The sequence below is a fragment of the Listeria grandensis genome (assembly GCF_014322885.1).
GTDB classification, from domain to species: Bacteria; Bacillota; Bacilli; order Lactobacillales; family Listeriaceae; genus Listeria_A; species Listeria_A grandensis.
This window is the reverse complement of record NZ_JAASUG010000004.1, coordinates 145,936-168,706: the sequence shown is the minus strand read 5'-3', so window position 1 is coordinate 168,706 and position 22,771 is coordinate 145,936. Positions and strand designations below refer to the sequence as shown.

At 39.9% G+C, this 22,771-nt stretch carries 22 protein-coding genes and 3 other annotated features; all 22 genes read left to right on the top strand.

Annotated features, from left to right (window positions below; translation table 11 throughout):
• Window positions 1-5 precede the first annotated feature (5 nt).
• The 22 genes from dnaI to rpmA all read left to right on the top strand — a co-directional run bounded on the left by dnaI (window position 6) and on the right by rpmA (window position 22,730).
• Window positions 6-929 (top strand): primosomal protein DnaI, encoded by a 924-nt coding sequence (dnaI, locus tag HCJ54_RS07370; protein WP_187137176.1) that lies wholly within the window; start codon window positions 6-8, stop codon window positions 927-929.
• A gap of 58 nt (window positions 930-987) precedes the next feature.
• Window positions 988-1,212: a binding site (T-box leader), on the top strand.
• Between the two features lie 97 nt (window positions 1,213-1,309).
• Entirely contained in the window at window positions 1,310-3,232 is a 1,923-nt protein-coding gene (gene thrS, locus HCJ54_RS07365) for a threonine--tRNA ligase (protein WP_187137175.1), read from the top strand.
• Between the two features lie 101 nt (window positions 3,233-3,333).
• A complete protein-coding gene (gene yihA, locus HCJ54_RS07360) occupies window positions 3,334-3,918 on the top strand; it encodes a ribosome biogenesis GTP-binding protein YihA/YsxC (RefSeq protein WP_036066740.1) in 585 nt (194 codons plus the stop codon).
• Window positions 3,919-4,014: 96 nt separating this feature from the next.
• Window positions 4,015-5,325: a glutamyl-tRNA reductase gene (gene hemA / locus HCJ54_RS07355; RefSeq protein ID WP_187137174.1), complete on the top strand. Its 1,311-nt coding sequence runs from the start codon at window positions 4,015-4,017 to the stop codon at window positions 5,323-5,325.
• Entirely contained in the window at window positions 5,322-6,254 is a 933-nt protein-coding gene (hemC, locus tag HCJ54_RS07350; protein ID WP_187137173.1) for a hydroxymethylbilane synthase, read from the top strand. Before hemA ends, hemC begins: the two co-directional genes overlap by 4 nt.
• Entirely contained in the window at window positions 6,247-6,957 is a 711-nt protein-coding gene (locus HCJ54_RS07345) for a uroporphyrinogen-III synthase (protein WP_187137172.1), read from the top strand. Before hemC ends, HCJ54_RS07345 begins: the two co-directional genes overlap by 8 nt.
• Window positions 6,957-7,937 carry a porphobilinogen synthase gene (gene hemB / locus HCJ54_RS07340; RefSeq protein ID WP_187137171.1) on the top strand — a complete coding sequence of 327 codons (981 nt, stop codon included), beginning with the start codon at window positions 6,957-6,959 and terminating at the stop codon, window positions 7,935-7,937. The genes HCJ54_RS07345 and hemB overlap by 1 nt, the downstream gene beginning before the upstream one ends.
• Window positions 7,938-9,224, top strand: coding sequence for a glutamate-1-semialdehyde 2,1-aminomutase (gene hemL / locus HCJ54_RS07335; RefSeq protein WP_185409184.1), 1,287 nt, complete (start codon window positions 7,938-7,940; stop codon window positions 9,222-9,224).
• Window positions 9,225-9,267: 43 nt separating this feature from the next.
• Window positions 9,268-9,491, top strand: a binding site (T-box leader).
• Window positions 9,492-9,555: 64 nt separating this feature from the next.
• Window positions 9,556-12,198 carry a valine--tRNA ligase gene (locus HCJ54_RS07330; RefSeq protein WP_187137170.1) on the top strand — a complete coding sequence of 881 codons (2,643 nt, stop codon included), beginning with the start codon at window positions 9,556-9,558 and terminating at the stop codon, window positions 12,196-12,198.
• A 75-nt stretch (window positions 12,199-12,273) separates the two neighbouring features.
• Window positions 12,274-13,554 (top strand): bifunctional folylpolyglutamate synthase/dihydrofolate synthase, encoded by a 1,281-nt coding sequence (locus HCJ54_RS07325; protein WP_187137169.1) that lies wholly within the window; start codon window positions 12,274-12,276, stop codon window positions 13,552-13,554.
• 238 nt (window positions 13,555-13,792) lie between these two features.
• Window positions 13,793-14,536: a prepilin peptidase gene (locus tag HCJ54_RS15680; protein ID WP_187137168.1), complete on the top strand. Its 744-nt coding sequence runs from the start codon at window positions 13,793-13,795 to the stop codon at window positions 14,534-14,536.
• 18 nt (window positions 14,537-14,554) lie between these two features.
• Complete coding sequence (gene radC, locus HCJ54_RS07315; RefSeq protein ID WP_221638706.1) at window positions 14,555-15,229, top strand: RadC family protein; 675 nt, start codon at window positions 14,555-14,557, stop codon at window positions 15,227-15,229.
• A 237-nt stretch (window positions 15,230-15,466) separates the two neighbouring features.
• On the top strand, window positions 15,467-16,480 hold the full coding sequence (locus HCJ54_RS07310) for a rod shape-determining protein (RefSeq protein WP_185409180.1): 1,014 nt from the start codon (window positions 15,467-15,469) through the stop codon (window positions 16,478-16,480).
• An 80-nt stretch (window positions 16,481-16,560) separates the two neighbouring features.
• A complete protein-coding gene (gene mreC, locus HCJ54_RS07305; RefSeq protein ID WP_187137167.1) occupies window positions 16,561-17,424 on the top strand; it encodes a rod shape-determining protein MreC in 864 nt (287 codons plus the stop codon).
• Window positions 17,424-17,948, top strand: a complete 525-nt coding sequence (mreD, locus tag HCJ54_RS07300; RefSeq protein ID WP_187137166.1) for a rod shape-determining protein MreD — start codon at window positions 17,424-17,426, stop codon at window positions 17,946-17,948. Before mreC ends, mreD begins: the two co-directional genes overlap by 1 nt.
• A 119-nt stretch (window positions 17,949-18,067) precedes the next feature.
• Complete coding sequence (gene minC, locus HCJ54_RS07295; protein ID WP_187137165.1) at window positions 18,068-18,745, top strand: septum site-determining protein MinC; 678 nt, start codon at window positions 18,068-18,070, stop codon at window positions 18,743-18,745.
• 2 nt (window positions 18,746-18,747) lie between these two features.
• Window positions 18,748-19,548, top strand: coding sequence for a septum site-determining protein MinD (minD, locus tag HCJ54_RS07290; RefSeq protein ID WP_036066759.1), 801 nt, complete (start codon window positions 18,748-18,750; stop codon window positions 19,546-19,548).
• Between the two features lie 96 nt (window positions 19,549-19,644).
• Window positions 19,645-20,274 (top strand): hypothetical protein, encoded by a 630-nt coding sequence (locus HCJ54_RS07285; RefSeq protein ID WP_187137164.1) that lies wholly within the window; start codon window positions 19,645-19,647, stop codon window positions 20,272-20,274.
• Window positions 20,271-21,623 carry a ribonuclease E/G gene (locus tag HCJ54_RS07280; protein WP_187137163.1) on the top strand — a complete coding sequence of 451 codons (1,353 nt, stop codon included), beginning with the start codon at window positions 20,271-20,273 and terminating at the stop codon, window positions 21,621-21,623. Before HCJ54_RS07285 ends, HCJ54_RS07280 begins: the two co-directional genes overlap by 4 nt.
• A gap of 61 nt (window positions 21,624-21,684) precedes the next feature.
• Window positions 21,685-21,762 (top strand) — a sequence feature (ribosomal protein L21 leader region).
• Between the two features lie 12 nt (window positions 21,763-21,774).
• Complete coding sequence (gene rplU / locus HCJ54_RS07275) at window positions 21,775-22,083, top strand: 50S ribosomal protein L21 (RefSeq protein WP_036066764.1); 309 nt, start codon at window positions 21,775-21,777, stop codon at window positions 22,081-22,083.
• Window positions 22,084-22,104: 21 nt separating this feature from the next.
• Window positions 22,105-22,425, top strand: a complete 321-nt coding sequence (locus tag HCJ54_RS07270; protein WP_187137162.1) for a ribosomal-processing cysteine protease Prp — start codon at window positions 22,105-22,107, stop codon at window positions 22,423-22,425.
• A 14-nt stretch (window positions 22,426-22,439) separates the two neighbouring features.
• Complete coding sequence (gene rpmA / locus HCJ54_RS07265; protein WP_036066768.1) at window positions 22,440-22,730, top strand: 50S ribosomal protein L27; 291 nt, start codon at window positions 22,440-22,442, stop codon at window positions 22,728-22,730.
• Window positions 22,731-22,771: the final 41 nt, after the last annotated feature.

Here is a 22,771-nt window from a genome sequence, read left to right as displayed (position 1 = left end):
CAACGATGGATAAAATCGAACGAACGCTCGGCCAGCTTTTTCAAGGTCGTGATTTTGAGAAACAGTATGAAACGCTCAAACAGCAAGTGTTTGCCTACGCGCCGGTGAAGCATTTTCTACAAGAAAATAAGGCGGATTTAACCGAACAAATCATCAACCAAAACTTATCGAAGCTCTACGAATTTATGACGGAACATCAGAAATATGAGCAAAAAGAAGATACATTGATGCCCGGATATGCGCCACGATTAAGTCTTAATGGCGACTATATCACGGTAACGTATTATCCAACAGAAGAGAAAATCCAAGCAGACCGTCAGCGTGCTATCGAAAAACGGATTCGATCTCTCTATATGCCAAAACAAGTAATGGAAGCGACACTGGACGATTTTACGATCGACAATGAATCACGGAGCGCGGCATTTCTTGCTGCAGGTGAATTTCTAAGCACGTATGAAAAAGGCGCGACTGGCATGCAAAAAGGCTTATATATTCACGGTAGCTTTGGAACAGGAAAGTCTTATTTGCTTGGTGCTATGGCCAAGGATTTGGCGTTAAAAGGAATTTCGACAACGCTTGTTTACCTGCCTGAATTTATGCGTGAAATCAAGCAATCTATTGCCGATAATAGCGTGGGTGAAAAGATTCAATTTGCAAAGGAAACCGATATTCTAATGCTCGATGATATTGGGGCAGAATCTATGACCACCTGGACGCGTGACGAAGTGCTCGGTGCTATCTTACAATTCCGGATGCAAGAAGAATTACCGACGTTTTTCTCATCCAACTATAGCATGGAGCATCTGGAAAACCACCTGATGTTTTCCAATAATGGTACCGAAGAGCGAATGAAAGCTCGCCGTATTATGGAGCGGATTCGCTATTTGTCGAAAGAGGTCGAACTGGACGGCAGAAACAGGCGATATTAGATTTTGATATAAAAGCTTGCCATTTTGCGTCATCCGATTTATAATACAGGTAATGATGAAACAAGTATTGATAAGGACAACATTTTACTCGTGTTTAATTTGCAGAGAAGGAGGCATTGCTGAGACCCTCCTAATTAGCCAGTAAAGTGACCCCCTTTGAACTTTCCATTCGAAATAGTGAGTAGTTTGGAACGGATCACACCGTTAACTGTGACAAGAGTAGAATTCTGTTAGAGTTCTTGAATCTTGGGTGGAACCACGTGTTGAAAGACTCGTCCCTTGCATAAGCATGGGATGGGTCTTTTTTTGTTCCTAAAGGTTAGAATGTGCTTGAAAATGTCCGCGTTTCGTCTAAAAATTTGAAGAAGGAGTCGAAAAAAATGAAAATTACATTTCCAGATGGTGCAGTAAAAGAATTTGAGGCAGGCGTCTCAACCGCTGATATCGCAGCATCAATCAGCCCAGGTCTTAAGAAAAAAGCGTTAGCAGGTAAAGTGAACGGAACTTTGGTTGACCTTGTGACACCGATTCACGAGGATTCAAAAATCGAAATTGTGACTCCAGATCATGAAGATGCGCTACAAATTTTGCGACACAGTTCTGCACATTTACTAGCCCAAGCCTTGAAACGCTTATATCCAGATGTAACATTTGGTGTGGGTCCAGCAATTGAATCTGGTTTTTATTACGATATCGATACAGAGGTTGCGATCAGCGAAGAAACGTTCCCAGTCATCGAAAAAGAAATGCAAAAAATTATTCGTGAAAATTTACCAATCACTCGTGAAGAAGTGTCTCGTGAAGAAGCTATCAATCGCTTCAAAGCCATCGGTGACCATTATAAATTAGAGTTGATTGAAGCAATTCCAGCAGACGAAACAGTAACTATCTATACACAAGGTGAATTTTTCGATTTATGTCGTGGTATTCACGTCCCGTCTACTGGTAAAATCCAAGTTTTCCAATTGCTAAGTGTTGCCGGCGCTTACTGGCGTGGCGATAGCAACAACAAAATGCTACAACGTATTTACGGCACAGCCTTTTTCGATAAGAATGGCTTAAAAGAATTTTTACGTATGCAACAAGAGGCGAAGGAGCGTGATCACCGTAAGCTTGGGAAAGAGCTTGAGTTGTTCACAAACAGTCAAGAAGTTGGACAAGGCTTACCACTGTGGCTTCCAAAGGGCGCAACAATTCGCCGCGTTATTGAACGTTACATCGTTGATAAGGAAGAACGGCTTGGTTATAACCATGTGTATACGCCAATCATGGCGAATGTGGAGCTCTATAAAACAAGCGGTCACTGGGATCACTATCATGAAGATATGTTCCCCGTTATGAAAATGGATAATGAAGAACTAGTGCTGCGTCCGATGAACTGCCCGCATCACATGATGATTTATAAAAATGATATCCACAGTTACCGCGAACTGCCTATTCGTATTGCCGAACTTGGCATGATGCATCGTTACGAGATGAGTGGCGCGTTATCAGGCCTACAACGGGTTCGCGGAATGACTCTAAATGATGCTCACGTATTTGTCCGCCCTGACCAAATTCAAGACGAATTTAAGCGTGTTGTCGAGCTTGTGTTGGCGGTATATAAAGATTTTGATATCACGGATTACAGCTTCCGCCTAAGCTATCGCGATCCAGAAAACACAGAGAAGTACTTCGACGATGACGCCATGTGGGAAAAAGCACAAGGTATGTTAAAAGACGCCATGGACGATATGGGCTTGGACTACTATGAAGCAGATGGCGAAGCAGCCTTTTACGGTCCGAAACTAGATGTCATGGTTAAAACGGCGATTGGTAAAGATGAAACATTGTCGACTGTTCAACTAGATTTCCTACTTCCAGAACGCTTTGACTTAACTTACATTGGGGAAGATGGCGAAAAACATCGTCCAGTTGTTATTCACCGCGGTGTCGTTTCTACAATGGAACGCTTTGTTGCTTATTTGATTGAAGAGTACAAAGGAGCATTCCCAACTTGGTTAGCCCCAGTGCAAATGGAAATCATCCCAGTTAGCATTGACGCACATTTAGCGCATAGTAAAGCATTACAAGATAAGCTGATGTACGCAGGTTTCCGTACAGAAGTAGACGAGCGCAATGAAAAATTAGGATATAAAATCCGCGAAGCACAAACTAAAAAAATTCCATATGCACTCGTAATCGGCGACCAAGAAGTCGAAAATAACACAGTCAACGTTCGAAAATATGGGGAAAAAGATTCCGAAACATTACCGCTTGATGTGTTCATCGCTCGCGTACAAGCAGAAGTATCACAAATTTAGTTTAGAAGAAAGGTTCTCCCGTTTTGCGGAAGAGCCTTTTTGCTTAATTACGCCAATTCCGTTATACTTAAAAAAGATCAATTTAGACAAAGGTGGAAATTATGAATATAAATAATGTAGAACTTGTAATAAGCGCTGTTTGGAAAGAACAGTATCCAGAAGGCGGGTTGCCAGAATTCGCGCTTGCTGGCCGTTCGAATGTTGGGAAATCTTCGTTCATCAATACCATGATTCGCCGCAAAAGTATGGCTCGGATCTCTCAAAAACCAGGTAAAACGCAAACATTGAATTTTTATAAAATTGAAGACTCGTTCTTTTTCGTAGATGTTCCAGGTTATGGTTTTGCGAAAGTATCGAAGAAAGAACGTCATAAATGGGGCGAGATGATCGAAACGTACATGACGAGTAGAACGCCATTAAAAGCAGTTATTCAGATTGTAGATCTACGCCACAAGCCAACAGAAGATGATCGCAACATGTATGAATTTTTGAAGTACTATCAAATACCGGTTATTGTCATTGCTACGAAAGCAGATAAAATTCCGCGCAGTAAATGGCACAAAAACATGAAAGTAGTCAAAGAAACCTTAGATTTTGATCCAGAAGATGGTTTTGTGATGTTTTCATCAGAAACAAAGATGGGCAAAGAAGAAGCATGGAAACTAATTGAAGAAGCAATGCAGTAAGTCGTTGCCAATATTCACAAGCGAACAAGTTGGCGCCCATTCTAAAAAGTGATAGAATGAATCTTGAATTTATAAATGTAAAAAGGGGGCTTATTGATGTACATTCTCTCTGTCGGTCTTAACCATACAAGCGCGCCAATCGAAATACGAGAACGGCTAGCTTTCAATCCAGAAGAAGAGGAAATGGCATTGGTTTCCTTGCATCAAGAAAAGAGTATTTTGGAAAACATCATTATCTCGACGTGTAATCGCACTGAAATTTTTGCTGTTGTGGATCAAATCCATACAGGAAGATATTATATGAAGCGTTTCTTAGCCAATTGGTTCCAAATGGATATGCAAATTTTGGAGCCTTATTTGCTGTTTTTTGAAGAAGATGCGGCTGTAAAGCATTTATATCGTGTGACGAGTGGACTAGATTCGTTAATTCTTGGTGAAACACAGATTCTAGGACAAGTAAAAGATGCGTTTACAAGCGCACAAACGATTGGCACAACTGGCACGATTTTGAACCAACTGTTTCGGGAAGCCATCCATTTTGCGAAAAATATCCACCACACGATGAAAATCAACGAAAATGCGGTTTCCATCAGCTATGCTGCGGTAGAGGTCGTGAAAAAAAGATTTTCGGACGTTTCCAGTAAGAAAACAGTTGTCATCGGCGCTGGGAAAATGGGTGTATTAGCTATTCAAAACATGTTGGGAGCTAAAATAGTAGATTTGACACTTTTAAACAGGACCAGCACACGTGCAGAAATGGCGGCGCAACAACTCGGTGTTCAGTGGCGGGAATATGAGAAATTAAATGAGCAGTTAATGCAGGCAGAAATTGTGATCACATCGACATCTGCAACGGCTCCGATTATTACGCAACGACTTGTGTCGGAAATTATGGCTAAACGTAAAGAGCCACTAGTTATTGTAGATATCGCTTTGCCACGAAATGTTGAAGCAACTTGTGCAGAAATTCCCAATGTGACGCTGTTTGACATCGATGACTTAGGGGATGTCATTCAAGAAAATACCCAACAACGCGAAGATATGGTTGCCAAAATCGAGCAACTAATTGAAGTCGCTTGTGTGAATTTTTACGAATGGGAGAAACAGTTAGGCGTCGTTCCGATTATCAAAGATCTGCGGGAGAAGGCCTTGGAACTTCAAGCCGAAACGATGCAGAGCTTAACTAATAAATTACCGAATCTAACGGAGCGTGAGCAAGTCATTGTTGGTAAGCATATGAAGAGCATCATAAATCAATTGCTCAAACAGCCCATATCAGAGCTAAAAGAGATGGCGACAAGTTCGGATGCTACGCACGATATCACGGTGTTTCAAAAAATATTTGATTTAAAAAAGCAGGAAATAGCAACAGAAATAACGAAAGAAAAAGTTGGTGAAAAAGCATGACACGTAAGATTATTGTAGGCTCAAGACGTAGCCAGCTCGCCTTAACACAGACAAAATGGGTGATTGCGAAGCTTCAAGAACAGTTCCCCGAAATCAGCTTTGAAATCGAGGAAATCGTCACAAAAGGAGATCGTATTTTGGATGTAACGCTTAGCAAAGTTGGCGGAAAAGGCTTATTCGTTTCGGAAGTGGAGGATGCACTAATCGAACAGCGAATCGATTTTGCTGTACATAGTATGAAGGATGTCCCATCAGAATTAGCCGATGGATTAATGATTGGCGCAATGCCCAAACGCGAAAATCCGCTCGATTGTCTTATTTTTAAAGACGTTAGTCGTTTGGAAGAACTGGCAGAGGGATCTGTGATTGGGACGAGCAGTTTGAGACGAGCTGCGCAACTGTTGCATAAGAGGCCAGACCTTACTATCAAGCCGATTCGTGGTAACATTGACACGAGGCTTAGGAAGCTACGAGAAGAGGATTTCGATGCGATTGTTCTAGCCGTTGCAGGTTTGAAACGCATGGATTGGCTTGATAAAATAGAACAAAAGTATGTCTTCCTCGAAGAAACGATTTGCCTACCAGCCGTTGGACAAGGGGCATTAGCGATAGAATGCCGAACAAGCGATATCTTTGTACAAGAGATGCTAGTAAATTTACAAGATCCGGAGACAATGCATGCTGTAACGGCAGAGCGCACGCTTTTGAAGGCGTTGGACGGAGGTTGTGAAATCCCAATTGCTGGACATGCGACTGTAAGAGATGGACAATTAGAGCTAAAAGGGCTCGTAAGTTCTGTTGATGGCAAGACGTTTTATCAAATTACCGAACAAGGAAAAGATCCAAAGGCGTTGGGACTAAGCGTTGCGAACCAACTAATAGAACTTGGCGCGAAAGAAATTATTCAAGGATTAAGAGACAATGGCTAAGCATATATTGCTAACCCGTGAATCCGGTAAAAATGAACCATGGATCCATTTTCTAGAAAAGGCTGGATTCTCCGTATCGGCTGTTCCGATGATTGAAACGAGTGTCAGATCTATTGAAATAGATGCGAGCGAATATGATTGGATTATCTTCACGAGTGTGAATACCGTACGTTACTTTTTCGAACAAAAATTAGCGATTGGCGTTCAGACGAAAATAGCGGTCATTGGCGAAAAAACAGCAGCAGCAATTACTGCGCGCGGCTATACTGTTGATTTTGAGCCCACTCTTTTTACGACAGATGTATTTATTGAGGAGTGGTTAGCGCTAAGAATGGAAAAGCAGCGCATTTTTATACCAAAAAGTGATATCGCGCGCAGTGAAATTGCGAACCAATTCATAGTAGCTGGGCACGCGGTTACAGAATGTATCATCTATGAAACGATTTTGCCTGAAAAAGCGGCGGATAAATTGCAAACGGTTGTCGAGAGTACTCCAATCGACATGGCTGTTTTTGCGAGCCCTTCTGCATGGCGTCATTTTTTAAGATGCTATAACGCAGATTTGACAACGCTCAAAATTGTATCAATCGGTCCAGTTACAACGAAAGCAATCAAGGATTCCGGATTTGCTGTCACATATGAGCCGTCGAATTATACGATGCATCAAGCATGCACATTAATAATTGAAAGGGAGTTAGTCTAATGAGTCAAAATTTTGATAGACATCGGCGCTTGCGTAGCAGTGCTTTTATGCGAGATATCGTGCGAGAAACCGTATTGCATACCGATGATTTAATTTATCCTATTTTTGTCAAAGAAGGACAAGAGCCGAAAACTGAAGTTTCCTCCATGCCTGGCGTATTCCAATTTTCACTACATGAATTAGAAGCGGAAGTTAGCGAATTGACGGAACTTGGTATTAAAGCGATTATTTTATTTGGATTACCGGATGATAAAGACGCTGTTGGATCAGGAGCCTACCATCAGCATGGCATAGTACAAGAAGCCACTCGTTTAGTGAAGACAATAGCTCCGGAAATGATTGTGGTTGCTGATACTTGTCTTTGCGAGTTCACAGATCATGGTCATTGTGGTGTTATCAAAAACGAAACTGTCGATAATGACGAGTCGCTTCAGCTTTTGAAAAAAACGGCCATTAGTCAAGCAGAGGCGGGGGCAGATATTATAGCTCCGTCGAATATGATGGACGGCTTTGTGAAAATTATCCGAGAAGGATTGGATGAGGCGGGTTACATAGATATTCCGATCATGTCCTATGCTGTCAAATATGCATCAGCTTTCTATGGACCATTTCGTGACGCGGCTAATAGCGCACCACAATTTGGTGATCGCAAAACATATCAAATGGACCCAGCCAATCGTTTAGAGGCACTCCGTGAAGCCAAGAGTGATGAACGAGAAGGAGCAGACTTTTTAATCGTCAAACCGTCTCTTTCTTATATGGATATCATCCGTGACGTCCGTAATCAAACAAATCTTCCTGTTGTAGCCTATAACGTAAGTGGCGAATACGCAATGGTAAAGGCGGCGAGCGCTAATGGGTGGATTGACGAGGAACGAATCGTGTTGGAAATGTTAACAAGCATGAAACGAGCAGGCGCAAGTCTAATTATCACTTATTTCGCAAAAGATGTAGCGACATATCTAAAAGGAGATGCGTAGATGAGCAAGTATACCAATTCAATCAAAGCATTTAAAGAAGCTGAGAAAGTACTTCCAGGTGGTGTAAATAGTCCTGTCCGAGCCTTCAAATCTGTAGATGCCGATCCAGTATTTATGGAGAGTGGAAAAGGAGCTTACCTCACAGATATTGATGGTAACCAATATATAGACTATGTTTTATCATGGGGGCCATTGATTCTAGGGCACGCCAACGACGGTGTTGTCAAAGCAGTAACAGAAGCAGTAACAAAAGGAACGAGTTTTGGAACACCGACGGAAATTGAGACAGAACTAGCCAAATTGGTTATAGAACGCGTGCCGTCCGTTGAAATGGTTCGTATGGTTTCCTCGGGAACAGAAGCAACAATGAGCGCGATTAGATTAGCAAGAGGCTACACAAAAAGAAATAAAATCGTCAAGTTTGAAGGAAGCTATCATGGACATGGCGATTCTTTATTGATAAAAGCCGGATCAGGTGTTGCTACACTTGGTTTGCCAGATTCACCTGGCGTGACACCAGGACTTGCCGCTGATACGATTGCTGTTCCATACAATGACCTCGAAAGTGTTCAATTTGTTTTCGAGAAATACGGCTCAGAAATCGCCGCTATTATTGTGGAACCGGTAGCTGGTAATATGGGAGTTGTACCTCCAATTGAAGGCTTTTTAGAAGGGTTGCGTGAAATTACGACAAAATACGAAAGTTTGCTTATTTTTGATGAGGTTATGACAGGTTTCCGAGTCGATTTCTATAGTGCTCAAGGACTCTATGTTGTGACACCAGACATCACTTGTCTGGGCAAGGTCATCGGTGGAGGGCTTCCAGTTGGTGCTTACGGCGGAAAAAAAGAAATCATGGAACAAATCGCTCCGGCGGGATCTATTTATCAAGCAGGGACGTTATCTGGAAATCCGGTAGCGATGAATGCTGGATATGCTACATTGAAACAACTGACACCACATCATTACGACGGTTTTAGGGGGTTGATTGATCAATTAGAAGAAGGTCTGTCACTCCTTTCGAAGCAATACGATGTGCCGGTGTCTATCAATAAAGCGGGCTCTATGTTTGGCTTTTACTTCACCGATCAAAAAGTTATCAATTACGATACAGCACAAACATCAAACTTAACTTACTTCGCTAATTATTACCGAGAAATGCTTCAAAATGGTATCTTTTTGCCACCTTCTCAATATGAAGGATTGTTCATCTCGACGGAACACACAGATGTTGAAGTAGCAAAAACACTAGAAGCAGTAGAAGCGTCCATGAAAGCATTACGTTGACGCGATCCGGTTTATTTGATACAATAAATCCATTCAAATATTCGTAAATGCAAGGATGAGGAAGAGTAAAATATTTGTTCTTTTTAAGAGAGGAGACGGTTGGTGTGAGTCTCTAAGAAAAATATTTGAACGTAGCCTCTGAGCAGTATTCCTGAAAAAAGTTGAGTAGGGAATATCGGGAAACTTTCTCTCGTTAAACTAATGAAGTGCCGTCTTTAATGTGCGGTAAAAAGGTGGTACCGCGGAATAGCTCTTTTCGTCCTTTGTATGGATGAGAGGAGTTTTTTTGTGCTTCAAAAAGCTGAAAATAGATCCAATAGGAGGAATAAAGATGACCGAACTGAATATGCCAACAAAATATGACCCGCAAGCTATAGAAAAGAATAGATATGACTGGTGGATTGAACAAGGATTTTTCAAAGCAGATGGAACGAATGAGAAACCAGCGTACTCTGTTGTGATTCCGCCTCCAAACGTAACAGGTAAACTGCACTTAGGGCATGCTTGGGATACAACGTTACAAGATATTTTAACGCGAATGAAAAGGATGCAAGGCTTTGACACGTTATATTTGCCTGGGATGGACCATGCAGGTATCGCAACACAGGCCAAAGTGGAAGCTAAGTTACGCGAAAGTGATATCTCTCGTTACGATCTTGGACGCGAAAAATTCGTAGCTAAAGCGTGGGATTGGAAAGAAGAATATGCTTCTGTCATCAGAGAACAATGGAAAAAGATCGGTTTAGGCTTAGATTATTCAAGAGAAAGGTTCACATTAGATGCTGGCTTATCTGATGCAGTGAAAAAAGTGTTTGTTTCTCTTTATGAAAAAAACTTGATTTATCGTGGCCAGTATATTATTAACTGGGATCCAGTTGCTAAGACTGCTCTGTCAGATATTGAGGTTATTCACCAAGATGTAGAAGGTCAGTTCTATCATTTGAAATACCCGCTAACAGACGGATCCGGCTTCCTTGAAGTAGCTACAACAAGACCAGAAACCATTCCTGGTGATACGGCTGTAGCTGTGCACCCGAAAGATGAGCGTTACCAGTCATTTATAGGAAAAACAATTACTTTACCGATTATTGGTAGAGAAATTCCGATTGTGGCCGATGATTACGTAGAACGTGAATTTGGTTCTGGCGTTGTAAAAATCACACCTGCACATGATCCTAATGATTTTGAAGTAGGTAATCGTCACGATTTGCCACGAGTTATCGTGATGAACGAAGATGCGACGATGAATGAAGCCTCTGGAAAATACAATGGTATGGACCGTTTTGAAGCTAGAAAAGCAATTATTGAAGATTTCAAAGAGTTAGGGCTTTTCATCAAACAAGAACCGCACTTGCACTCTGTCGGGCACTCTGAGCGTACTGGAGCAGTTGTAGAACCATACCTTTCTATGCAATGGTTTGTAAAAATGCAACCATTGGCAGAACAAGCAGTGAAATTACAAGAAAGCCAAGATGAAAAAGTGAATTTCATTCCAGAGCGCTTTGAAAAAACATATTTATCATGGATGGAGAATATTCATGATTGGTGTATATCGCGCCAGTTATGGTGGGGGCACCGAATCCCGGCTTGGTATCATAATGAAACGGGCGAGCTTTACGTTGGAGAAGAAGCGCCAACAGATATCGAAAACTGGAGTCAAGATGAAGATGTTCTTGATACGTGGTTTAGTTCCGCTCTATGGCCTTTTTCGACAATGGGATGGCCTGATGAAGAAAATCTTGATTTTAAGAAATTTTTCCCTACGAGTACGCTTGTAACAGGTTATGATATTATCTTTTTCTGGGTATCTAGGATGATCTTCCAATCAGTAGAATTTACAGATACGAGACCGTTTAAAGATACACTCATACACGGTTTAGTTCGAGATGCAGACGGTAAAAAGATGTCTAAATCACTGGGTAATGGCGTAGATCCGATCGATGTTGTCGAAAAATATGGCGCCGATTCGTTACGCTATACTTTATCAACAGGAACTGCACCAGGACAGGATTTGAAGTTTAGTTTCGAAAAAGTGGAATCTACTTGGAACTTTATCAACAAGATTTGGAATGCATCTCGTTTTGCGTTAATGAATATGGACGGCATGGCACATGAAGAAATCAATTTATCCAATGTCACGGAAGTCAGCGATAAATGGATATTAACCCGCCTCAATGAAACGATAGAGACAGTCACAAATCTAGCTGAGAAGTATGAATTCGGTGAAGTCGGACGGACACTCTACAATTTTATTTGGGATGAATTTTGTGATTGGTATATTGAGATTGCAAAAATCTCGTTATACGGCGATGATATCGTGGCTAAGCAAACAACAAGGTCGGTGTTAGCATACGTGCTGGATAATACAATGAGATTATTACATCCATTTATGCCATTTGTCACAGAAGAAATTTGGCAAAATTTGCCCCATGGTGGAGCGTCGATCACTATTGCGGATTGGCCAAAAGTCAACCTAACGCAGATTGACAAAGATGCTGCAGAATCAATGAAATTATTGGTAGAGGTTATCCGAGCAGTTCGTAATATTCGAGCGGAAGTAAACACGCCATTAAGCAAACAAATAGAATTGCAACTGAAACCGAAAACAGAGGATCATAAAGCGATTTTAGAAGAGAATATTTCCTATATTGAACGGTTCTGTAATCCTGAAACGACAACGATTTCTTTTGATATTGAGCCATCTAAAACAGCGATGACAGCTGTTGTTTCCGGCGCAGAAATATATTTACCATTAGAAGGATTAATCAATATCGAGGAAGAAATCGCTCGTTTAGAAAAAGAATTATCAAAATGGAAAAAAGAAGTATCACGAGTACAAGGCAAGCTATCTAATGAAAAATTCATGGCTAAGGCTCCTGAGAATGTCATTGAAGAAGAGCGCGCAAAAGAAAAAGACTATACGGAGAAAAAATTGCTGGTAGAAGAAAGAATTAACTCTTTGAAAAATAATTAAATGAACAAATTCGGGCCTTCTGTAAACTCGGTTTAGCAGAAGGTCTAATTTTTTAGCATAGGGAGGAAATCATATATGCTTTTTAAAGAATATACGGAAGCGCTAGAATGGATTCATGGCACTTTACGAATGGGTATTAAACCAGGGCTTATGCGAATGGAGTGGATGTTAACAAAGCTTAATCATCCAGAAAAAAAGAATAAATGGGTTCATATCGCTGGAACAAATGGAAAAGGCTCAACATTGACATTTATCCGTAATGTTTTAGAGCAGTCAGGTTATAGCGTGGGAACTTTTACCTCTCCATATATTGAAACATTTAATGAGCGAATTAGCATGAATGGGACCCCAATAAGTGATGATATGATTGTCACGCTTTGTAATCAGATTAAACCATTAGCAGATGAACTCGATCAAACGGATCTTGGCCATCCCTCTGAGTTTGAAATCATTACTGTCATGATGTTTCTTTACTTTGCCGATTACACAGCGATTGATATCGGGCTTGTCGAGGTAGGCTTGGGTGGTAGGTTGGATTCAACCAATGTTATCGTACCACTAGTCTCTGTTGTTACAACAATAGGTATGGATCATATGGAGTTTTTAGGGGATACCCTACAGAGCATTGCACTAGAAAAGGCTGGTATTTTTAAACAACGCGTCCCAATAGTTAGTGGTGTGTTACAGCCGGAAATCCGAAGTCTATATAAAAAAAGAGCGACGGAATTTCACGCGGATATATATCAACTGGATACTGATTTCCATGTACAAAAAGAAGAGGATAATAGGTTTACTTACTGTACGCAAATCGATGAGCTTGCCGGTATAGAAGTTGGGTTGTTAGGAGATCACCAGCTAAATAATGCAGCTGTAGCTATACAAACATTAGAGTTACTTAAAGAACAGCGGTTTACAATTACCAATAAACACATAAAAAAAGGCATTGGAAAAGCCAGTTGGCCGGGACGCATGGAAAAAGTGAAGGAATCGCCTATAGTTTATCTAGATGGCGCGCATAACCTAGAAGGAATTATTGCTTTGGTGCATTCCAGTAAAATGTTTGAAGGAAGAGCCATCAAAGTCCTATTTACAGCGATGAAGGATAAGGAGTTTACAGCGATGATTGGGCTACTAAAAGAAATCGAAAACTCAAAGATATATATAACTACATTCGATTATCCAAGAGCTTTATCAAGAGATGAAGTAGAACGAATTGCAAAGTCTAATAATGTTGTCCCGGTTGAGTATTGGGAGAGTGAATTAAACAGCTGGTTAAATAACTCTGAAGAAATAATACTCATTACTGGTTCTCTATACTTTATTTCAGAAATAAGAAAATATATGTTACACGTTTGACGTATATATGGTTTGGAAGGGCTCTTTTAAAGAGCCTTTTCTTATTCTAGCTTGATTTCAATTAGTTGTAAAATACTAATAAAAAGTTTTTAAACGCTTTCTTTTGGAAGGAATCATCATTTTCCCTTAGATAAAACCCTTTTTTCAGGGGATTGATTCTACTGGAAAACGTTTTATGCTAATGTGACAGTTATTTTGTCCCATGATATATTGAGAGCCAAGAGATTGGAGGTATATCATGGTTTATTTAATTTTATCAACGTACAGTTTAATTTTGGCGTCATTCTTACATGTTGTGGGTTCTAGTTATCCTGTTAGAAGGCCATTTTTGCTCAGAAAATCATCAGAATGCGATCATTGTGGAAAAAAGCTACGAGCAATAGATATGATCCCAGTTATGTCTTTCGTTATGCTTAAGGGGCGCTCTAATTGTTGTAATGAACGGATGAGCAGGACGTATTTTATTGTGGAGTTATTATCACCAATATTTATTTGCACTCTATATTCAGTGTATGGATTTAATTACTCCTTTTACGTACACGTATTTATTTTTTCGTTGCTTATAATTTTGTATGTCAGTGATATATTCTATCTTCACATACCAAATCTCATATTGTTGGTTTATTTCCTCGGTTTTGCGGGCTTTTATGGCTTAACAAATCGGGATATGCTTTCAGGCCAATTATATCAATTATTTATGGGGTGTATTATCTTTCTAGGGACATACTTTCTTGTTAGGCGAGGATTTGGGTTTGGTGATATAAAATTATTAATACTTCTGTGCTTTCTGCTCAGCCTTAAAGAAGCATTATTTATTTTTGTGATAGCTGTATTTTCTGGAGTAACCTTAATAGGGGCGGCCTATATGTTTCAGAAGGGACTAAAGGCGAAGAAAATACCTTTTGTTCCATTTATACTGGTAGGCTTTATGTGTAGCCCTTTTATAAGTGATTATTTCTGGAAGTTTATCTTCCATCGTTGAAAAAGAGGAGGTAGGATCATGTTCATAAGAGAAATGTCGCATACTGAAAAACCACGTGAAAGACTTCAGAAAAAGGGGGTCTCTAGTTTGTCCAATGCAGAATTACTCGCTATTATTCTTGAAACAGGTAGTAAAACAGAATCAGTTGTTGATCTTGCTAATAAAGTGATTTCAAAGTTTGTAGACATATCTGAAATGCGAGAGGCATCATTACAGGAGTTAATGCAGATAAAAGGCATTGGGCTTGCGAAAGCAGCTAAAGTACTTGCTGCAATCGAGATAAGTAAACGTATTGGACAACAAAAAACGTTAGAATTCCCTGTCATCAGAGGACCTCAAGATGGGGCAGATTTGGTTATGCAAGAGATGAGCTTATTATCACAAGAGCACTTCCACTGCATATTTTTGAGTACGAGAAATAAATTAGTTCATCGTGAAACAATTTTTATTGGAAGTTTGAACAGTAGTGTTGTGCATCCAAGGGAGATTTTTAAACAGGCAATGAAACATTCGGCTGCGAGCGTCATGTGTTTTCATAACCATCCATCTGGGGATGCAAGCCCGTCTCATCAAGATATTACGGTTACAAAACGATTGAAAAAAGCCGGCGATTTACTAGGTATTCCTTTGATTGACCATATTATCATTGGCCATAATTCATTTACAAGTTTAAAACAGGAGGGATATTTCTAAAGAAAAGATAAATATTTTATGTATCTCATCAAAAATTAATGTCTGTTCTTCTTAGTTATGTTATAATAAGATGGTTGTTTATGTGTATCTGTTTTTACATAAAACACTGAGGGATATCAGCCTACCTGATTATTATAAAAAATCTTTGGGCTGGGAATTTAATAACTATATAGAGTTAATAGAGAGACAGCAATCATGAACAAAGTGATAATTAAGAAAAGAAAAGGAGATTAATAAATGTTTGGATTTGGTAATAAAGATATTGGAATTGATTTGGGAACAGCAAACACTTTAGTATACATGAAAGGTAAGAGTATTGTTTTAAGAGAGCCTTCTGTTGTTGCGATGAAGAAAGATACACAAGAAATCGTTGCAGTCGGTAGTGAAGCGAAGAACATGATCGGTAGAACTCCAGGAAATATCGTTGCTATACGTCCTATGAAAGATGGTGTTATCGCAGATTATGATACAACTGCTGCGATGATGAAATATTATATCCAAAAGGCGAGCAAAGGGGCAAGTGCTAGTAAGCCACGTGTTATGATTTGCGTACCTTCAGGAATAACTGGTGTTGAAAAACGCGCCGTGACAGATGCTACACGTCAAGCTGGGGCTAAAGAAGCATATACAATCGAAGAACCATTTGCAGCAGCAATCGGTGCGGGCCTTCCAGTTTGGGATCCTACCGGGAGTATGGTAGTAGACATTGGCGGTGGAACGACAGAAGTTGCTGTTATCTCATTAGGTGGTATCGTAACAAGTCGCTCTGAACGTACTGCTGGAGACGACATGGATGATGCGATTATCAATTTTATTCGCAAGAAATACAATTTGTTAATCGGAGATCGTACTGCTGAAACAATTAAAATGGAAATCGGCTCTGCTGATCCGGTCAATCTTGGCTTGGCTCCATTTAGTATTCGTGGTCGTGATTTGGTTACAGGGTTACCAAAAACGATTGAAATTTCTCCAGAAGAAATAAGTGAAGCATTGGCAGATACTGTAGCGTCCATTATTGATGCAGTAAAGAGTACTTTAGAAAATACGCCTCCAGAATTATCAGCAGATATTATGGATAAAGGAATTGTTTTAACTGGCGGTGGAGCTCTTCTTCGTAATTTGGATTCTGTTATTGCAGAAGAAACAAAGATGCCAGTAATTATTGCAGAAAATCCGCTTGATTGTGTTGCGATAGGAACAGGTAAATCACTGGAGAACATGGATTTGTATAAAAAGAAAAAAATGAACTGATGTAATTTACCTGTTTTTGGTGGAATCAGGACCTATAACACAGTTGTAAAGAAGAGGATTGACGAGATGAGGTGTTCATTATGCCGCAGTTTTTCTTAAATAAACGTTTAATTATCTTGTTGGTATCCATTATTGTTTTAGTCGCATTGGTTGGATATTCACTGAGTGGAAAGAGTAAAGCATCTTGGCCAGAGCAATTTGTAAAAGATGTTGCAGGTTTTGGAGAGAACATAGTCTCTAAGCCAGTTGGTTTTATTGCAGGATTTTTTGATGGGGCAAAAGACTTGAGAAACACATACACTGAGAACGAACATCTGAAAAAACGTTTAGAAGAATTGGCACAGCTTGAAAGTAAAGTGGCAGATTTAAGCAAAGAAAACGCAGAGTTGAAAAAATCATTGGATATTGAAGCAGATTTAAGTGATTACGACCCGATCAATGCGACGGTTATTTCAAGGAATCCAGATAATTGGAATACACAAATTCAAATTGATAAAGGCTCTGTGGACGGTGTGAAACCCAATATGGCTGTCCGCACACCAGAGGGAATGATAGGTAAAGTCACGAAAACTGGTGCGAAATCTTCCACAGTGAAATTACTTAGCTCAACGGATGATAGGAATCGAATTTCGGCTATCGTACAAGGTAAAGCGGCCGCATATGGCATTATCAATGGCTATGATTCAGAACAGAGATTATTGGAGATGAAACAATTACCTGTGGATCAAAAGTTCACTAAAGGCGAAAAAGTTGTCACATCTGGTCTTGGTGGTATTTTTCCATCGGATATCTTTATTGGAACGATTGAGAAAGTCGAAACCGATAAGATGGGGTTGTCGCAAACGGCTCTTGTTAAGCCAGGAGCGGATTTATACGATTTGAGTCATGTAATCGTATTGAAACGTACATTGGAAGGTGATGACTCGGAAGGAACTGGATCCTGATGAATATGAGAAAAGTAGTTGCGCTACCACTTATTGCAATCGCAGTTTTCATTTTGGAAGGTATTTCGAGTCTTTTGTTTAGTCAAGCTTTCTTTGGTGAACAACGATTTTTTATTCCTCATTTTCTTATCGTTATGCTAGTGTTAATGGCCACTTTTTATAATAGAAATATTACATTAATCTACGCTTTCGTTTTAGGAATGGTTTTTGATATATACTATACTGGTATTTTAGGTATTTATTTTGCCATTTTCCCACTCGTAGTGTATTTGACGGATAAGTTTATGAAGGTATTACAGAACAACATTGCTTTGGTAGGTTTGGTAGTAGTCTTTAATGTAATTCTCACAGAGAGCTTAGTATATGGTTTCTATGTGCTAATTGGAGTGACTGACATGACATTGTCTTCTTTTGTGGATCAAAGACTATGGACTACGATTTTGCTAAATCTTGCTTTCTTTTTAATTGCATTCTTTCCCTTTAGAAGTTTTCTCTTGAAATTAAAGCAGAGCGATGGAAAATAGAATGAGGGTTGATATCAGTCTGTTTGCTTACAAAGCGCTTTACAGACTGATATAGTTTTATTATGATAGAAGAGTATCTTTTGTATTCTAAACTAAACGAGCTGTGAGGTGAAGGTCGATTGAAAAAATATGTTCAAATAAAAGGGACAAAAGATGGCATTAGCATCTTTTTGAGTGATACAGCGAGTCTTGTCGAGTTGGAAGAAGGATTACTACAGCACCTTAAGGAACAGCAGAAGATAGTATCTCAGTATCAAAAGTTAGCTGTTCAAGTACATATAGGGAATCGTCTTTTTACAGAAGCTGAAGAACATAGTATTAAATCTATTATTCAAGAAAATAGTGTGATGGAAGTCAGTGGTTTTACGAGTAATGTAATGAGCAAGCAAGACGCGAAGAAGTGGAAAGAAGAGGAGCAGATTTTTTCACTTGCCACGATAGTTCGCTCGGGTCAAATTATCAATGTTCCAGGTGATTTATTACTTGTTGGGGATGTTAATCCTGGGGGAGCCATTCGAGCTACAGGAAACATCTTTATCTTAGGTAATGTTAAAGGAATTATCCATGCTGGCTTTGAAGGGGATTTAAAGGCAGTTGTGACTGGGAAATTTCAGTACCCATCGCAAATTCGTATTGCTGATCAGATCCATGGTTTTGATGATGAGAGTAGCAAGGAGCGGATAGAGGAAAATATATTGACTGCATATATAGATGACAAAAGTGAGCTCAAAATTGATAGCTTACATATACTAAGAAAAATTAGACCGGAAATTTCTAATTTTCAAGGAGGACAATAAACATGGGTGAGGCTATAGTTATAACTTCAGGAAAAGGTGGCGTTGGTAAGACGACTACAACTGCCAACCTTGGTACAGCGCTTGCATTGCAAGGCAAGAAAGTGTGCTTAGTCGATATGGATATCGGACTTCGAAACTTGGATGTAGTATTGGGTTTAGAAAATCGGATTATTTATGATCTTGTAGATGTGGTGGAAGGTCGTTGTAAATTGCATCAAGCAGTCATTAAGGACAAGCGTTTTGAGGACTTATTGTTCTTGCTACCGGCAGCTCAGACGACGGATAAAAGTGCTGTTACAGGGGAACAAATGAAAGAATTGATCAGTCAAATGAAGCCGGACTATGATTTTATTCTGATTGATTGTCCTGCTGGGATTGAGCAAGGATACAAGAATGCTGTTGCTGGAGCTGATCGAGCATTAGTTGTTACGACACCAGAAATATCCGCCGTTCGTGATGCGGACCGAATTATTGGGTTGCTTGAACAGGAGGATATAGAAGCGCCGAAATTGATTATTAATCGAATCAGGACGCAAATGATGCGTAACGGAGATGTGATGGATATCGATGAGATAACAACACACTTGTCTATCGAACTGATCGGAATAATTATTGACGACGATGAAGTAATCCGTTCTTCCAATAGCGGGGAACCAGTTTCGATGCAAGCAAACAATAAAGCGAGCATTGGATATAGAAATATCGCTCGGAGACTCTTGGGAGAATCTATTCCATTGATGTCTATTGATGAGCAGAAACAAGGTTTTTTCAGTCGTTTGAAGCATCTATTTGGTGGGAATTGATAAAGTGTGAGACACAGAAAATAAAAGTTGGATTTATTAATGGAGACGTTGATGTCTCTGTTAGTAACCAGCTTTTTTGCTACAGGAGGAATTTTCATGGATGAATGGAAGTTAGAGGACACATACCGAATTTTGGAGCCCTATAAGGATAAAAATCCATTGCCAACGGAGAAACAAAACCAGCAAGCATATATAGATATTGCCCATCATGTATTTAGTGGGGTTCATGGGTTGACAAAGGATGAGGTTAGATCGGTTGTTGCGACAGCTAACTACATGTATCTGATGCAAAAAGATAAGCAAGCCTTTATTGGAAAAATTGCGGACGCATATAATATTAAAACAGGCGAGATCTTGGCATGGGAGAAAGCAATTAATGAGTATCTAGAGGAACCGGCGATAGATATGAGGAAAGCGCCATTCAAACAAGAGGAAGCATTTTCTTATTTGGAAATGGTAATGTCTAGATATGATTCAGAGGTTCAAATCGCAGCGGAACAGTTATTACGTCGTTTTTTGGATGTATATCCCATTACAATTAAACGGAATGTGAACTACAAATCGATTGTCGGTGCTGTAGAATATGCTACTATTGTCAATGGGTACCCTGAGTTAAAAGATTTTGATCAGCAACAGTTAGCAGATAAATATGGGGTATCGAGGACGTCTATCGCTGTTTGGTATAGGAATGTAAAAAAGTATTGTGTCCAGGAGGCATGGCATTGAGAATTATAATTAACGCTATAGGAAAAGAGAAGCGCATTGCTTTTATGGAAGAAAAGGCACTTGTCGGCATAGATATTATTAGGCCAACGGATGAGCCGCAAGTATCTGATATATATGTAGGAACGATTACAAAGATTAACCGTAAGATTAACGCTGCCTTCGTGAATATAGGTCATAAAGAGAATGCTTTTATTCATTTGCAAGATATTCCAGAAATGTATCAATTGCATGAAGGATTAAAGCTAGTTGTTCAGGTGAAAAGAGAGGGGAATGCAACGAAAGCACCGCTACTTACTGGCATTATTGAGGTTTCGCAAGGTTCTGTTGTATATAGTTATGGCAAATCATTTTTGGCAATTTCTAAAAAGATACGGGAAATGGACAAAGAGCGTCTACAACAGCTTGTTTCTCCGTTATTGTTGGAGAATGAGGGGATTATATTAAGGTCTATTGCTGCTACTGTGAATTCTGATACAATCGAGGGAGATATCATTCAAGCGCGTCAAGAAATGGCGTCTATTTTAGCTCGGACAAAGGGCTCTAATCGTAAAATTAAAGCTGCCAGCGTAAGTGTTGCCGCTATACTAGCGAACCACTCGCTCGTTAACAAAAACACAGAGATCCTTTGTGATGATGCAACGCTTTGCCAAGACTTAAAGCAACAATTTTCCGAGGTTACTCTTTTTCGAGAAAAGGGAGGCATTTTTTCTGCATTCAATTTGGAAGTCGCGATCAATCGTTTACTTAGGCCGACTGTGTTTTTGAAGAATGGCGCGTCGATTGTTATTGAAAAAACAGAAGCAATGTGGGTTATCGATGTGAACTCGGGTAACTTTAAATCAACGAAAGAAACGACAGAGACAGCTTTTACTATTAATTCAGCTGTACTCGAGGAAATTGGGCGTCAGTTGAGATTGCGTAATATGAGTGGTTTCATTTTAATTGATTTTATTAGCGGGATGAGTAGTGAACAGTTAAAGATGTTACGTGAGCGAATGCAACGTTTAGCGGAAATGGATGAGACAACGGTCCGAGTAGAGGCGCTTTCTGAGAATGGGTTGATGCAGTTGACGCGACGCAAAAAACATAAGTCGCTTATTGAGGAAATGCAGTGTGCTTGCCCAACGTGTGAAGGCAGTGGCTATGTTTCTTCTGTGAAGACGCTTATTTATCAGATGGAGCGGGAACTTAGAGGCGTTTTTGCGAGTGACCCATCTTATGTGGCTGTTACGGTAACAATGGACGTGATGGATGCCTTTTTGGATGAAATTGCGTTTGATGAGGATATCGATTGGATGATTGCGGATGAGGTACGACCTTTTTATCGAATATCGCAAGTGGAGCATTGACAATAGTTGTTGACACGGGCTTTCTTTGTATGGTATCATTCTAATGTTATGTTTGTAGCGCACCATGCTACAACCGCTCAGAATAGGGTTAAGTATTGTTTCTAACAATCCCCTCATGATGGCGAGTCTAAGTATATGAGGAGGTGCAAGTATGTACGCAATTATTGAAACAGGTGGAAAACAAGTTAAAGTTGAAGCGGGCCAAGAGATCTATGTTGAGAAATTAGCAGGTGAAGTTGGTGACGTGGTAACATTTGACAAAGTCGTTTTTGTTGGTGGTGACGCTGTTAAAGTTGGTGCTCCATTCGTGGAAGGTGCAACTGTTACAGCTAAAGTTGAAAAACAAGGTCGCGCTAAGAAATTGACTGTTTTCAAATATAAGCCTAAAAAGAACTATCACAAAAAACAAGGTCATCGTCAACCTTATACAAAATTAACGATTGATGCAATCAACGCTTAATTTGTAAAGGGGATGATACTTATGATTCATGTAGATTTTATTCGGCATGAGGAACGAATCGTTGCTTTTGAGATGGATGGACACGCGGATTTCGCTGAACAAGGCGCTGATTTAGTGTGTGCAGGGGCTACGTCAATTGCTTTTGGCATGGTAAATGCTATAAGTGAAAGAATGGGAGTCGAGCCTGTGATGGAAGAAGATGATGGTTATCTTTATTATTCTGTTCCTGAAGAATTAGGAGGTAGTGAGGATGTTCAAATATTGCTGGAAGGCATGGAGCATCAATTGATATCTTTAGCGTATAGCTATCCTGATTATATTACGATTAACTCCAAAAAGTAGGAGGTGGAATTTTCATGTTAAAATTTGATATTCAACATTTTGCCCATAAAAAAGGCGGTGGTTCTACATCCAATGGACGTGACTCTGAGTCGAAACGCTTAGGTGCTAAACGCGCTGATGGCCAATTTGTGACTGGTGGGTCTATCCTTTACCGTCAACGTGGGACAAAAATTTATCCTGGAACTAACGTTGGACGCGGCGGCGACGATACTCTTTTCGCTAAAGCAGACGGCATTGTACGTTTTGAACGTATGGGTCGCGACAAGAAAAAAGTTAGTGTTTATCCAGTAGCACAAGAAGCATAATAGTGAGAAGAGACCTTTTCGGGGGTCTCTTTTTTTGCGCT